General features: G+C 36.2%; 11 protein-coding genes. 6 read left to right on the top strand and 5 right to left on the bottom strand.

Annotated elements, in window-relative coordinates; all coding sequences use genetic code 11:
* The first annotated feature begins 65 nt into the window (after positions 1-65).
* The 3 genes from ACFIK4_RS07100 to ACFIK4_RS07090 all read left to right on the top strand — a co-directional run bounded on the left by ACFIK4_RS07100 (position 66) and on the right by ACFIK4_RS07090 (position 5,237).
* Positions 66-1,589: a Do family serine endopeptidase gene (locus ACFIK4_RS07100; RefSeq protein WP_375638325.1), complete on the top strand. Its 1,524-nt coding sequence runs from the start codon at positions 66-68 to the stop codon at positions 1,587-1,589.
* Positions 1,590-2,294: 705 nt separating this feature from the next.
* Positions 2,295-3,167, top strand: coding sequence for a tRNA (adenosine(37)-N6)-dimethylallyltransferase MiaA (gene miaA, locus ACFIK4_RS07095; protein ID WP_375671896.1), 873 nt, complete (start codon positions 2,295-2,297; stop codon positions 3,165-3,167).
* 270 nt (positions 3,168-3,437) lie between these two features.
* Positions 3,438-5,237: an acetolactate synthase 3 large subunit gene (locus ACFIK4_RS07090; protein WP_375613385.1), complete on the top strand. Its 1,800-nt coding sequence runs from the start codon at positions 3,438-3,440 to the stop codon at positions 5,235-5,237.
* Positions 5,238-5,896: 659 nt separating this feature from the next.
* Here ACFIK4_RS07090 and ACFIK4_RS07085 read toward each other — a convergent pair.
* The 5 genes from ACFIK4_RS07085 to ACFIK4_RS07065 form a co-directional block, all read right to left on the bottom strand.
* On the bottom strand, positions 5,897-6,355 hold the full coding sequence (locus tag ACFIK4_RS07085; protein ID WP_375675653.1) for a TauD/TfdA family dioxygenase: 459 nt from the start codon (positions 6,353-6,355) through the stop codon (positions 5,897-5,899).
* Between the two features lie 84 nt (positions 6,356-6,439).
* Entirely contained in the window at positions 6,440-6,724 is a 285-nt protein-coding gene (locus ACFIK4_RS07080) for a hypothetical protein (RefSeq protein ID WP_375675600.1), read from the bottom strand.
* A gap of 375 nt (positions 6,725-7,099) precedes the next feature.
* A complete protein-coding gene (locus ACFIK4_RS07075) occupies positions 7,100-7,576 on the bottom strand; it encodes a hypothetical protein (RefSeq protein ID WP_375675598.1) in 477 nt (158 codons plus the stop codon).
* Positions 7,577-7,697: 121 nt separating this feature from the next.
* Positions 7,698-8,126, bottom strand: coding sequence for an MFS transporter (locus tag ACFIK4_RS07070; RefSeq protein ID WP_375646564.1), 429 nt, complete (start codon positions 8,124-8,126; stop codon positions 7,698-7,700).
* 231 nt (positions 8,127-8,357) lie between these two features.
* Positions 8,358-9,284, bottom strand: a complete 927-nt coding sequence (locus ACFIK4_RS07065; protein ID WP_375675595.1) for a D-2-hydroxyacid dehydrogenase family protein — start codon at positions 9,282-9,284, stop codon at positions 8,358-8,360.
* 1,041 nt (positions 9,285-10,325) lie between these two features.
* Here ACFIK4_RS07065 and ACFIK4_RS07060 point away from each other — a divergent pair.
* The 3 genes from ACFIK4_RS07060 (at position 10,326) to ilvC (ending at position 14,355) form a co-directional block, all read left to right on the top strand.
* Entirely contained in the window at positions 10,326-11,447 is a 1,122-nt protein-coding gene (locus tag ACFIK4_RS07060) for an ATP-dependent RecD-like DNA helicase (RefSeq protein WP_375612026.1), read from the top strand.
* Positions 11,448-11,533: 86 nt separating this feature from the next.
* Complete coding sequence (locus ACFIK4_RS07055; protein ID WP_375613393.1) at positions 11,534-12,268, top strand: pyridoxine 5'-phosphate synthase; 735 nt, start codon at positions 11,534-11,536, stop codon at positions 12,266-12,268.
* A gap of 1,067 nt (positions 12,269-13,335) precedes the next feature.
* Positions 13,336-14,355, top strand: coding sequence for a ketol-acid reductoisomerase (ilvC, locus tag ACFIK4_RS07050; RefSeq protein ID WP_375675592.1), 1,020 nt, complete (start codon positions 13,336-13,338; stop codon positions 14,353-14,355).
* Positions 14,356-14,366: the final 11 nt, after the last annotated feature.

Here is a 14,366-nt window from a genome sequence, read left to right as displayed (position 1 = left end):
AGCCGTGCTGGTTTTACGTAGATAAATTTAGTGGGGCTCTTTGCATCTTTGATTAAAGGCATGTCATGGATAGAAGTATCGTGAGTAAAAATACGTTTTTAAAGTTTTTTATCACAAGAGTTGTTTTTTGTGTGACTTTGTTTCTATCAGGATCAGTGAGTTTGTCTTGGGGAGCCGAGACAAGCAAGGCATTGCTTTCTATTCCTGATTTAGCTTCTGAGCTTTTGGAAACAGTTGTGAATATTTCCACGGCGCAGACTGTTGAAGGAACAGAACAGGATGCAAACACCTCGGTACCCGTTATCCCAAAAGATTCATTGCTGGAGGAATATTTCAGTGATTTTTTTACACCCAAGGATGGTCAAAAAGATAGTCAATTTCAAAAGGTGCGTTCTTTAGGCTCTGGTTTTGTGATTGATGCGCAAAAAGGGATTATTGTTACAAATTATCATGTTATTGTAGATGCTGATGATATTGAAGTTAATTTTACGGATGGTACAAAACTAAAGGCAAAGCTTCTTGGAAAGGATAGCAAAACTGATTTGGCGTTGCTTCAAGTCGATGCAGGAAGTAAAAAATTAAAAGCTGTGCGTTTTGGTGACTCAGAAAAAGCACGTATTGGTGACTGGGTTATGGCTATTGGTAATCCTTATGGTTTTGGTGGAAGTGTGACGGTTGGTATTATTTCTGCACGTAACCGTGATCTTAATGCTGGTCCCTATGATAATTTTATTCAAACAGATGCAGCAATTAATCGGGGAAATTCTGGTGGGCCGTTATTTGATAGAAATGGTGAAGTCATTGGCATTAATACAGCAATTGTTTCACCTTCGGGAGGATCTATCGGTATTGGATTTGCTATTCCATCGGATATGGCTCTTTCTGTTATCAATCAATTGCGTGATTTTGGAGAAATAAGGCGTGGTTGGTTGGCTATTCGTATTCAGCCGGTAACAGAGGATATTGCAAAAAGTTTAAAATTGGACAATGCTGTGGGAGCATTGGTGGCTGGTAAAATAGAACAGACGGAAGAAAATAATGTAGATAATAGCCAGTTACAAACTGGAGATGTTATTCTTTCCTTTGGTAATTCCAAAATTAAGCATGCACGTGATTTGCCGCGTTTAGTTGCAGAAAGTTCAGAAGGAAAAGTGGTGGACGTTACTATTTTACGCAATGGGCAAGAAGCAACAGTAAAAGTTAAGCTTGGACGTTTGATTGAAACAGATCCAAATGAAGATACAGAAGAAGTTGATGATAAAAAAAATCAAGATCTGTCGAAAAACGTGACAATGCAATTTATGGGAATGACGTTATCTGAACTGACAGAGGATTTGCGTCATCGTTATTCAATTTCAGATAAACTTCGAGGACTAGTGGTGACATCTGTTGCACAAAATAGTGCCGCGGATAAAAAGCGTATTCGCGTTGGTGAAGTGATTGTTGATATCAATCAGAGTTCTATCACAACAATTGATGAGGCTAAAAAACGTATTCATAAATTACGTGAAGCTGGACGCAAAAATGCTCTATTTATTGTAGCGCGTCCAGATGGAGAGTTACGGTTCGTAACGCTCCTAATGGATTGATCCTTAAAAAATTATTTTTTGTTTTTTATCAGCCTTAGTGTGTGGGATATTTTGCAAGTCAGCCATGTGATGTCCAATATTTCTCAAGCTCATTTCACGATAGAGAGTATGGGGTGTGCAATATAAAATCCATTGGAAATTATTATATCTTTATGCTGAATATCAAAGTATAAATTGGTGTCATCATAGTATTTTTCAGTTCTCAATATTGTAACAGCCTAGACTTTGAAATGCTGCATAAGAGATATTGGTACACCTTTCTTAAGTCCATTTTTATCTCTGCTTGTGATGCGCAAGTAAATGGTATTGATATGATACTTTATGAGGCTCTTATTATAAACCGGCGTAGCATGCTATTTTTATAGGAAAAAATAAAGCTATTTGATTGTATAGATTAAACTTAGTATTATTTTCATAAATGATGACAAAGAGTATATTTTTAATGGCCTTAACGGACAGAATTATTATAGCTGTGGTTTGTTATTGAATTATGATAGCAAAAAATGCTTGGAAATTCCTTTGGTGTTGTTATTAAGTCCATTTTTTCTTTTTTATAAGTTTCATAAGGGGCTTTGTCTTAAGGGGAATTTGTGTTCGTATTTTTGTTTGAAGTATTTACTCTATGATAATGGAGAGAAAATACAGGAAGGCTTTGGGGGTGTCTGCATGTTGCAATAAGTTATTGATTGGGAGAAATTGCTATTCATGACACAGAGAACAGTTACATTAATAGCAGGGCCAACGGCAAGTGGGAAGTCAGAACTTGCCTTGCAAATGGCTCAAGAAAAAAATGCTCTCATTATTAATACTGATTCAATGCAGGTTTATGATGTTTTAAATATTTTAACGGCACGGCCGAGGGAGGCTGACACCGCGATTGTTCCCCATTATCTTTATGGTCATGTGAGTCCTACTTTGAACTATTCAGTAGGGCAATGGTTGTGTGATGTCGAGAAGCTATTGGCTACTTTTTCTTTAAGATCAGTTATTTTTGTTGGTGGAACAGGACTTTATTTTCGTGCTCTTTTAGAGGGGATTTCGGAAATCCCTCATGTTCCAGATGTTGTGCGGCAGAAGTGGCGTTTGCTGCTTGATAAAGAGGGACCTGAAAGTCTTTATCGCCAGTTGTTGCAGATTGATGCTGTTGTTGCTGAAAAAATTTCTTCGCACGATAGACAGCGTATTGTACGTGCTTTGGAAGTTTATGATGCAACCGGTAAGTCGCTCAGTTGGTGGCAGAAACAAAAAACAACACCTCTCATTGCGCCAAATTTGACCGAAAAAATTCTTCTCATGCCACCACGTCCTCTGCTTTATGAACGTATTCATAAACGCTTGGATTCTATGATTGAAAGAGGAGCTTTAGAAGAAGTGGTGGCTATGAAAAAACTTAAACTTTCCCCTTCATTACCAGCAATGAAGGCTATTGGTATACCTGAGTTTATGGCTTATTTGGATGGATATAGAAGCTTTGAGAGTGCTCTTGAAGCGGTGAAAATACAAACGAGGAGATATGCAAAAAGACAAATGACATGGTTTCGTAATCAATTTGATGAAGAATGGATGCTTACTTTTTGATAAAAGAGTTAGAGCTTTGCAAAGAAACTTATCGAAAGATAAAAGATAATTCGTGAAAAAGAAATTTTTTAGAAAATATAATTTTTTATTGACGAATGGTATCAATGGAATTAGAAATCTCTCTACAAGGAATTTTTTATATATTTTATACGTTGGAATAATGGGGGTAATCATACAGTATGTGTTGTGTAATGGGCTCCTTTGGGGGCTTTTTTTATGGGCTCCGTTAGGGGCTTTTTTATTGTCCTATAAAGTAGGTGAGTGGGAAAAATGAGAAATGATCCAAGAAAGCAAGAGAGTGCAGATGGAAAAATAATGTCGGGCGCTGAAATAGTGGTTCAAGCTCTTATAGATCAAGGCGTTGAACATATTTTTGGTTATCCTGGTGGGGCTGTTTTGCCTATTTTTGATGTTCTTTATCACCAAGATACACTCCAGCATATTTTGGTGCGCCATGAACAAGCCGCAGGGCATGCAGCTGAAGGCTATGCACGCAGCACAGGGAAGGTAGGGGTTATGCTTGTGACTTCTGGTCCAGGGGCAACGAATGCTGTTACACCTTTGCAAGATGCTCTTATGGATTCGATACCTCTTATTTGTTTTTCTGGGCAGGTGTCAACAACGGTGATTGGAACAAATGCTTTTCAAGAGGCTGATACAGTTGGAATTACAAAGCCTTGTACGAAGCGTAATTGGCTGGTTAAAAATGTCAATGATCTTGCGGCTATTATTCATGAAGCTTTTTTTCTTGCTCAATCAGGTCGTCCTGGGCCGGTTTTGATTGATATTCCTAAGGATGTTCAATTTGCTTCAGGATTTTATAGAGCACCTCAAGTTCAGGAGTCTTTACATTCTTTTCCATCGTTGAAAGGGAATACTAAGGCTATTGAATCTGCCGTTTCTCTTTTAGTTGAGGCAAAACGCCCTATTATTTATTCTGGTGGTGGTGTTATTTCATCGGGGATGAAAGCTATACAGCTTTTACGTAATTTGGTTCAATTGGGGGATTTTCCGATTACTTCAACATTAATGGGACTTGGTGCTTATCCTGCTTCCGGTAAAAATTGGCTTGGAATGCTTGGAATGCATGGAACCTATGAGGCTAATATGGCCATGCATGATTGTGATGTCATGTTAGCTGTTGGAGCACGATTTGATGATCGTATCACCGGGCGCCTTGATGCATTTGCACCTCATGCGCGTATTATTCATATTGATATTGACCCTTCTTCTATCAATAAAATTGTAAAAGCAGAAGTTCCAATTATTGGTGATGTGGCTTGTGTTTTAGGAGATATGACGCAACTCTTAAAGATACAGCAACCAGCGTTTAACAGTGAAGTCCGTGAGGCGTGGTGGACGCAAATTAACCGTTGGAAGGCTCGTAATTCATTGGCATATGCGGAGAAAAAAGATGTCATTATGCCGCAATATGCTCTTGAACGGCTGTATGCTTTTACCAAAGATGCGAATGCTTATATTACAACGGATGTCGGGCAGCATCAGATGTGGGCAGCGCAGTATTATCATTTTGATGAACCAAAACATTGGATGACTTCTGGTGGTCTTGGAACGATGGGGTATGGTTTACCTGCTGCTATAGGTGTTCAAATAGCGCATCCTGATGCGCTTGTTGTGTGTATTTCTGGTGATGCCTCCATTCAGATGAATATTCAAGAGCTTGCAACAGCTATTCAGCATGACACACCGGTGAAAATTTTCATTTTAAATAATCAGTATATGGGAATGGTCCGCCAGTGGCAGCAATTGCTGCATGGTAATCGTCTTTCTCATTCTTATACGGAATCTATGCCTGACTTTGTGAAATTGGCACAAGCTTATGGAGCCGTGGGAATTCATTGTTCAAAACCCGATGAACTTGATGATAAAATTCAGCAGATGATTGACTGTGATAAGCCTGTTCTTTTTGATTGTCGTGTTTATCATTTAGAAAACTGTTTTCCTATGATCCCATCGGGATGTGCTCATAATGAGATGTTATTACCCGATGAGGCAAGCGAAGAAGCTATTGCAAATGCTATTTCTTCCGAGGGAAAGATTCTTGTATAAAATGAATATGTTAACAAAATGGTGAAGGATGGTGATGATGAAGTCTTTGGAGTCTTCATCTCTGTCTCTTCTTTGTGGAGAGTTTCTATTATCCTTAGAGCTCATTTTATGATTTTCATTCTTTGTTTAAAGACATGGGGTGTATTATTATTTGTTCATCTAAAAAATGTTATAAGTCGTGTGCACAATTATGTTTGAATTTATTTGTACGCGATGTTTGTTTTTTTAATTCATATGTTCACATTAATAGCTATTTCGTTGCATTTTTTAGATAATACATTGAATTATCTGTTATAAATTAATTATGTTGTCTCATATATGAATGATTTCATCGTGCAAGAAAAAAAGCCACACTGCTTGAAGGGTGCAACCATGCAAGCCATTATGCCTATGAAAACAATAGAAAAGTTTGTTACTATGTTTTGGTTTTGCATTATGAAATTACTCCAAATAGCTCTTTCAGGGGCTTGATAGGAAAATCCCCCTAGCGGTTTGAAAGGAAGGGAAAAAATAACAAAAATCAAATGCAGCCATAGAAAACCAATAGGTCACCATAGCTTATAATCAGGTATGATTATGCGGGAGAAGCCTATACATATGAGATGTATCGTCAATATATAAACCAGAATAATACTCAACATCATATCATTATCAGGATATTAACATTGAAAATTAAATATTCTTTCTTTTATTTGTTCTATATATCTATGATTCCATAAATCTGCAGACACAAACACTCTTTGAATCCATCGCATTGGATTTTCATAACTATCAAATGATCCAAAAAATTTATCTCTAGAGTGTAGGGCCATTCTATTATCAATGTATAATAATCTTCCTGGTTGTACATCAATTCCAAAAGATATAGCCTTAATAGCTTCATAAAAATGATCTAAAGCTTCCTTGGCTTTTTTTGACTGTGGCTCTAACATGCCTGGATAAAAAACAGCGCTGATATCTGGGAATTCACCGTCCCCTTGAACGAGGGGCACTTTACTTGTAGAAGTTACCCCATTTTTTCTCCATCTATAGGGAACATTAATTATATATAAATTATCCCTTAAGCTCCTCAAATCCTCCTCACTTAAAAGTTTTAAAGCTAGACGTGCATCAGATATTCTCGTTAACGGACCATCAACACCATTGCGAACACCAGATAAAAGTATCCCCTTTAGGAGATAAATTTAAATCCGTTATAAATTTTAGTGCAGCATTTTCATATGAAAATCTAACTCAACTTCAGATCCTAATCCTGTATAATCTTTTTTATTATCCTCTAAAGGAACTAGGTTATTTACTATATGTTCGCCTTCAAACTTAATTGAATAAGGCTCTCCGATCAATAAAGAAAACATCATAATTAAATTTTCGCTAATATAGCCACTTTTACAAGACGCATCTAAATTGTAAGGATTAGGTGACATATTAATTTGTCTATCAATAGGAAGGTTTTCAAAGATTAAATATGGTCTAGGGGTAATAGACATCTTTTGATTCATAAGAATTGTCAATATTCTATGGGGTAGCAGCGAAAATGCTATTTTTTTTAGCTTAACCGAATATTCAATACCACCGTATGGATCATAAATAACATGGTCTAAAGCCTCTCAAAGTTTGTCTCTTTCGACATTGCTCAACTAAAAAGTATTTTCCATTTATCATTATAATTTCCCCAATTATATTTCCCTACTTTTTTATTAAAAAAGTGAAAAAACAATAATTAAAATCAGCCATGTTAGTAAATAAGTGTCTGTAAAATCTTGGATTAATCCAAATAATGGTGGAGTAGTAATAATTGCGATTTGATTTACAGATATTGCTAAACCCAGAGAAAACACAACGCTTTCTTTCGGCTTAAGAGTCTACAATATAAGCAGCCCAAGGGCCATACCATTCCATTCCCAAAAAACTAACCAAGCAGATAAAATAGTTAAATAAATTATGGATCCACTTATGCCCAAAATTAATATTAAAAATCCAAAAACGATTGCAATCATGCAAAACAAGACAGGAAAAAATTGTCCTTTTTTACAATGATCACGCCACGCTGCTAAAATAATTCTTCCTAAGGCACCAGAAGCCTGTGAAACAAAAAATAAATAAGCACTTTTATCTAGAGACAGGTGATAAATTCTATAAAAATAGATCGTTATAAAAATAGTTAAAACATATTGAACGATCACAAGTGAAACGCTTGGAAAAATAATATTCTTCATATGAGGCGCAGCCAACATTGCAAGACGAGATCTTACATTTGCATAGAACGAAATTCTTGCCTTGCTTTCTGGAACGATAGTGATAACTTTTGCTGGTGAGTGATAAAAATAATAAATATACATCCACCTAAAAAAGAAACTATGGTACCGACCAAAAACGCACCTTGTATGCCATAGACAAGGGCACTCGCAGGAATAACTATACCCAGCTAATGCCCTCTACCTAATGGTAGCCCCGCCTGCCTTATTCCCATTGCAAATCCGCGTTGCGATTGTGGAAACCATGAAGAAACGGATTTAGCACTACCGAGTTGAGCAGAACTATAAATCCCCCTACAATTAGCAAACAAACCAAAAGGGAAATATAGTTATCTGCGATTGCTTCCAACAAAAGAGCGACAGAAACGCCGATCGCGCCAACTCCAATAATATAGTGCTCGTTAAACTTGTCTAGTAATTCACCAGCTACAAGTAATCCAATAATAGGTAGGAACTGCGCTGCTGAAGATAGTAAACCTATCTGAGAATCACTAAGCGAGAAATCCTTCTTAAAAAATTCAGCTAAAGGACCAATCCCTTGAACAAAGAAGCAGGCTGATGCTTGAGCGATAGTGGCAACAAGCAATATAATCCATCTATAATAATTTTTTCCTATAAATTTATTATTGCTCACTCCGCCCCCCTCCAATTAAAGTGTATTCCAATGAAGTAGCCTTTTTTAATAATGCTTGCAACAATAAATTAGGTATTTTATGCTGATTACATAAAAATCTGTCCATACTATTGGTATTAATATGAAAGCTAAGGAATATGCTTCATTTAAGGAAATAAGCTATTATGTGTAGTGCAAATTTGATACGCTAGCGATATAAGATAAATTTTACAAACATTGGCTCAGCCGGCATTAAGTGCTCTTTATAAAAGACGCTATATTTTGGCAAGCTTTTTCAATATAATTCTCAAAGCTTTCTTCAGTCACATAGCCCAGATGCGGTGTGCAAAGAACTCTATCTGATTGCAATAATTTGCTCTCATATACTGGCTCGCTGTCATAAACATCCAGTGCAAAGTAAATTGAATTTTCCAAACTTAGTATTTTTTCTATCGCCCCTTTTTCAACCAAAGCTGAACGCGCTGTGTTGACAAAAATAGCATGAGGTTTCATGCTCAATAGATCATCTAATTTTATGATTTCTCTGGTTTTATCGCTTAAACGTAAATGGACGGATATAACGTCAGGACGTGTAAAAAATTCATCTTTTGAATGCGTAAAATGATAACCTAAATTTTTTGCTTCTTGCGTCGAACGCTCGCTCCCATAAACCAAAATGGACATGCCAAAAGCTTGAGCATATTGAGCAACCATTTTACCAATACGGCCAAACCCGAATATTCCAAGAGTAGCCCCTTTCATTTGGTTGCCAAATGTTGTTTGCCATCGTCCTTTTTTCATATCAGATACAGATTTACAGAGTTTTCTACGCGCAGACATAATTAAGAGCCACGCAAATTCAGCAGCAGAAGTTGGATCTCCACCACCGTCTAATATTTCAATTCCTAAGTCTCTACAAGCTTCTATATCAATATGTGAACCTATAGGGCCTGTTTGGCAGATTAATTTTAAATTTGGCAGTTTCAGGAGAAGATTTCTATCAACTATAGTCCGCTCTCTGATTAAGATCAGAATATCTATCTCTTTGAGCCTATCTTCTAAATCATATTCTTTAGCTAAATTATTTATAACCAGCACTTCATGCGATTTCATTAATTTTGTAATAGACTGTAATATTAGAGTGGCTTTTTGATAGTCATCTGGAATTAATATTTTCAATTTAAACCTTCCGTTTCATTCATCAATATTTGAGCTCATTATTTCATTTCTAAAACAACCAAAAAGCAATCTCATCGCTGATATTTTGATATAACACCAAGCCTATTAACAAATTATCCCCCTTGATTTCATTGTTATTTCTAGCAATAAGAATAGCATTAATCAGTTAGTTTGTATAAACTTTAAAACATTGCGACAAAAAGAAAAAGTTTAACTCAATAGATGGAGAATTGCGCTTTTCTCATATTCTAGAGGATGAACCTGAAGTGCTACGCTGGACTGAAGCCATGTCCCAGTTTTCTATAATAGACTACCAAGAAGGCCATACTTACGAACCATATTTTATTGTTGAAACAGAAAAAGCTACATATTTGTGCGAGATAAAGCGTGCTTCATATAAGTGTGATGTCTCTCTTTATTCGTTGAGATATCACTTATTTGTAGCATGAAGAGTAAATTTATTAAAATCATGATAAGAGGGAGATAGGAACTTTATAGGTGTATCATCATAGGATTAAGTCGTTTTGTTGAGAGCTATTTCTATTTTTGCCAAAAGGTTTTTGATATATTTAATTATAATTTCATAATAGTGGATGTACTTTATTTTTATGTGCAAGAAAGCTGATTGATTGTGTAAAATAGTATTCATAAAATTACATTATTCTTATCCTGTTAAGGACATTTTTTCTAGTGAGGGTTTTGCAATTGCAATGCTCTTTTTCTCATTCTAAATTTTGGTTAGAAAAAGCGTATAGAGGTGTTATTTTAAATTTAAGATATGCATCTTCCATTGTTGGTGTTACTGTTGTAAAAAATGATATTTTATTTGATACGCATAAGGTGTTACCAAGAAGATCGATGTATAGATAAAATTTAGATTGTTACAATATCTTGAAAAAACAATGGGTAAATAATTGATAATTGTGCTACGAAAGTTGTTAGATGGGTGTGTGTCAGCAATTCTTAATAAAAAAATTTTTCTTGATAGTTGGTTTTTTTCAAAATACTGCTCTTTTTATGCAAATCTTATGTTGGTAAGCTATGCAGTTTTCACGGGAACAGGATAATGCATTGAAGGCTGTTGCCGCGTGGTTGAAGGAAGGGCGTTCTCCTCTTTTTCGCCTTTTTGGCTATGCGGGGACGGGTAAGACGACGCTTGCGCGCTATTTTGCAGAGACAGTTGATGGTTCTGTTCAATTTGCTGCTTTTACAGGGAAGGCGGCGCAGGTTTTGCGTTCTAAAGGTGCAAGCAATGCTTGTACGATTCATTCGCTAATTTATTGTCCACGTGGTGAAGAGGAAGTTTCCGATGAAATAACAGGAAAAAAATCTATTGCTCCAACATTTACGTTAAATCGAAGAAGTGCTGCTGCACAAGCTAAACTCATTATTGTTGATGAGTGCTCGATGGTAGATGAAAAATTGGCCCGTGATTTAATGAGTTTTCGAACGCCAATTCTTGTTCTTGGTGATCCAGGTCAATTGCCTCCTATATCAGGTGGAGGCTTTTTTTCTAATGGAGAACCAGATTTTCTTCTTTCAGAAATTCATCGGCAAGCGCGAGATAATCCGATTATACGTCTTGCTATGGATGTACGTGAAGGACGCGATATTGCTTATGGTGACTATGGAGAAGCGCGCGTTGTGACACGTAAAGAGGTCAATCAACAATTGGTTTTGGATGCTGATCAGGTCTTGGTAGGGGTTAATCGTACACGCCACCTTTATAATCAGCGTTTGCGTGTGTTAAAGGGATTTACAGCAGATTATCCACAAGCGGGAGATAAGCTGGTGTGTTTGCGAAATGATCCGATTAAAGGTTTGTTGAATGGCTCTTTATGGAAGGTGATGACTTCACAGAAGGAGACCGTTAAACCAAGTATTAATCTTCTTGTGAAACCAGAAGAAAGTGAGCGTGGGGTAGCAAAGATTAAACTTTTAAAAGCAGCGTTTGAAAACCCTGATCAAGAAATTTCATGGCAATTAAAAAAGCGATATGATGATTTTGATTATGGGTATGCATTAACGGTTCATAAGGCGCAAGGTTCTCAATGGAATAATGTCGTTTTGTTTGATGAAAGTTTTGCATTTCGTGATATGTATGCGCGCTGGCTTTATACGGGAATTACCCGCGCAGCAGAACGTTTAACGATTGTTCGATAGAAAAAAGATGTGTATATCATCTAAGTTTCAGATGGAAAATGCCTTTTTTCTATCTTGTTACACACTATAAAAAAATGGAAATGGGCATGGCGGTAAAACTTTCGGTTAATCTTAATGCTGTTGCTGTTTTGCGTAATCGACGTAATCTTCCGTGGCCAAGTATAACGAATATTGGGCATATAGCGCTTGCTGCTGGAGCAGCAGGTTTGACGGTTCATCCGCGCCCTGATGAAAGGCATATTCGTTTTGCGGATTTACCAGATATATACTGTTTAATAAAGAACACTTTTCCTACTGCTGAGTTTAATATTGAAGGTTATCCCAGTGATCAATTTTTGGATATCGCTAAAAACTATGCGGATCAGATTACCCTTGTTCCTGATGATCCAGATCAGTCAACGTCTGATCATGGTTGGAATTTTGCTCATGATGCAGAATTTTTAGCACCTATTATTCAGAATTTAAAAAACAGAAAGATTCGTGTATCCCTTTTTGCTAATCCTACTGTCGATGGTCTTGATATTGCTAAAGCAATGGGCGCTGATCGTGTGGAATTTTACACGGGACCTTACGGTGGTGCATTTCAGGATAAAACAAAACAAGATCAAGAGCTCAATAAACTTGTTTTAGCAGCAAGAAGAGCAAAAGAATTGCAGTTAGGTATAAACGCAGGGCATGATCTGACACTTATGAATCTTCCTGCTCTTGTCAAAAATATTCCTTGGCTTGATGAAGTTTCTATTGGCCATGGGCTCATTGCTGATGCATTAGAGTATGGAATACATGAGACTGTTCAGCGTTTTATCCGGTTGTTATCGTAATCTTTTTCTCTCTATAAAAATTGGAAAAGAAATTTTTATAGAGGTTTGCCAATTTATCTTAAAAAACAATTTTATATATGTTGATATAAATAGCACTATTATCGTGCATTATAAATATTCTATTGTTCCTCTATTTATTGGTTGCTTTCTATCTTTTGTTTTTGAGTGCATGCGATGTTTTTTATTTGTACTATCCATTATGAGGAAGTTTTAAAATCTTCTTATTATAATTTCTTTGAATGGAGAAGAAGTAGGGTTTTGAAAGTATTTCCCTTATAAAGGAGTGCGTAGGATTTTAATGGATTAATACATAAATTTTCTTGATATTGGAGCTCATTTTTGGGTTATCTGTAAATAGTATAACGTAAAATCTCCTTATGAATAAGCTTAATGCAATAGGAGCTGTTAAATAGAATGATGATATCGACTTGTAGCTTTATGAAGTAAAGAGAGTGATGTGCAATAAATCTTACACTATTATAGGGAATTCTTGAAAAGGGCTTGAGCATATTAAAATTTTTTTATAAGGCGCCATAAATGGATAACATAATAGCCGTATGGGGGCTTCTTCGTGTGAGAGGCGTGGATATTAAAAGAACGTAAAAAGTAAAAACATCCTCTCTATTATTCTAAAGATATTGTTGTATATGCTTTTGAAGGTTGTATTAAAACAATACTTGTTATTTTGTAATTTTTCTTGCTATCCGTATTGATTTGGTTCATGTTAAAAATTGTGTGTTGTATCTTAATTTTTAGAATATAGCGTTTTGTTGCACGATAAAAGAGTAGAATATTAGCTAAATTTTCTTTAGAAATCTTATTTTGTGTAATTATTGTTTTTGTAGAATAGCAGTTGAAGTTTATTTGGGGATCCGTATATGTTTTAGGAATGTTTGGGGACTACAGTTTTTTCTATGCAATATGTAAACTTTAAAATTATTCAATTGCTGTGTTCTTATAAGCGGTGTTTTTTGTCTTTATAAGTGTGTGATGCACTGTAGATAATGTTTCTTATTGAATAAAAGTAATCTGAAATCCAGTTTAAATAGAGAAAGAAGGAATTTTTTATGCGTGTTTATTATGATCGTGATGCGGATGTTAATCTCATTAAAGGGAAAAAAGTAGCCATTGTTGGTTATGGTTCTCAAGGGCGTGCGCACGCTTTAAACTTGAAAGATTCTGGTGTTAAAAATGTGCAAATAGCTTTGCGTTCAGGGTCGGAAACAGTAAAAAAAGCCATGGCTGATGGTTTTGAAGTGGTGAGTGTTGCTGAAGCAGCAAAATGGGCAGATCTCATCATGATGGCAACACCAGATGAATTGCAAGCTGATATTTATAAGGAACATATTCATGATCATTTACACGATGGGGCAGCGATTGCTTTTGCGCATGGTTTGAGCATTCATTTTGGCTTGATTGAACCTAAAAAAAACGTTGATATTGTGATGATTGCTCCTAAAGGTCCAGGGCATACAGTTCGTCATGAATACCAACGGGGTTGTGGTGTTCCTTGCTTAATAGCGGTGGCGCAAGATGCTTCAGGGCATGCTCATAATTTAGCATTATCTTATGCATGTGGTCTTGGTGGTGGACGTGCTGGGGTGATTGAAACAACTTTTAAAGAAGAGTGCGAAACTGATCTTTTTGGTGAACAAGCGGTTCTCTGTGGAGGTCTTGTTGAATTGATTCGAGCTGGTTATGAAACATTAACACAAGCAGGTTATGCACCAGAAATGGCTTATTTTGAGTGTTTACATGAGGTTAAACTGATTGTTGATCTCATGTATGAAGGGGGCATTGCAAATATGAATTATTCGATTTCTAATACAGCTGAATGGGGTGAATATATGTCTGGTCCACGTGTGATTACGGATGAAACCAGAGCAGAAATGAAACGTATATTGAAAGATATTCAAACGGGTAAATTTACATCGAATTGGATTCAAGAATATAAAGCTGGTGCTGCTCATTTTAAAAGTATGCGGCGTTTAAATGATAATCATCCTATTGAAGAAGTTGGTAAAAAACTTCGTTCTATGATGCCTTGGATAAAATCGAATGCTTTGGTTGATAAAGAGCGTAATTGAAGCTTCTTCAG

It is taken from the genome of Bartonella sp. AP9QHHD, from assembly GCF_042195625.1.
Classification (GTDB): Bacteria; Pseudomonadota; Alphaproteobacteria; order Rhizobiales; family Rhizobiaceae; genus Bartonella.
Note: the sequence above shows the minus strand (reverse complement) of the source record. Positions and strands in the feature narration are given on the sequence as shown.

Coding starts and splice junctions, on each gene's coding strand:
- ACFIK4_RS07075 (WP_375675598.1), bottom strand. CDS start 7,576: ATGTATATTTATTATTTTTATCACTCACCAGCAAAAGTTATCACTATC.
- miaA (WP_375671896.1), top strand. CDS start 2,295: ATGACACAGAGAACAGTTACATTAATAGCAGGGCCAACGGCAAGTGGG.
- ACFIK4_RS07080 (WP_375675600.1), bottom strand. CDS start 6,724: ATGTCTATTACCCCTAGACCATATTTAATCTTTGAAAACCTTCCTATT.
- ACFIK4_RS07090 (WP_375613385.1), top strand. CDS start 3,438: ATGAGAAATGATCCAAGAAAGCAAGAGAGTGCAGATGGAAAAATAATG.
- ACFIK4_RS07060 (WP_375612026.1), top strand. CDS start 10,326: ATGCAGTTTTCACGGGAACAGGATAATGCATTGAAGGCTGTTGCCGCG.
- ACFIK4_RS07100 (WP_375638325.1), top strand. CDS start 66: ATGGATAGAAGTATCGTGAGTAAAAATACGTTTTTAAAGTTTTTTATC.
- ACFIK4_RS07055 (WP_375613393.1), top strand. CDS start 11,534: ATGGCGGTAAAACTTTCGGTTAATCTTAATGCTGTTGCTGTTTTGCGT.
- ilvC (WP_375675592.1), top strand. CDS start 13,336: ATGCGTGTTTATTATGATCGTGATGCGGATGTTAATCTCATTAAAGGG.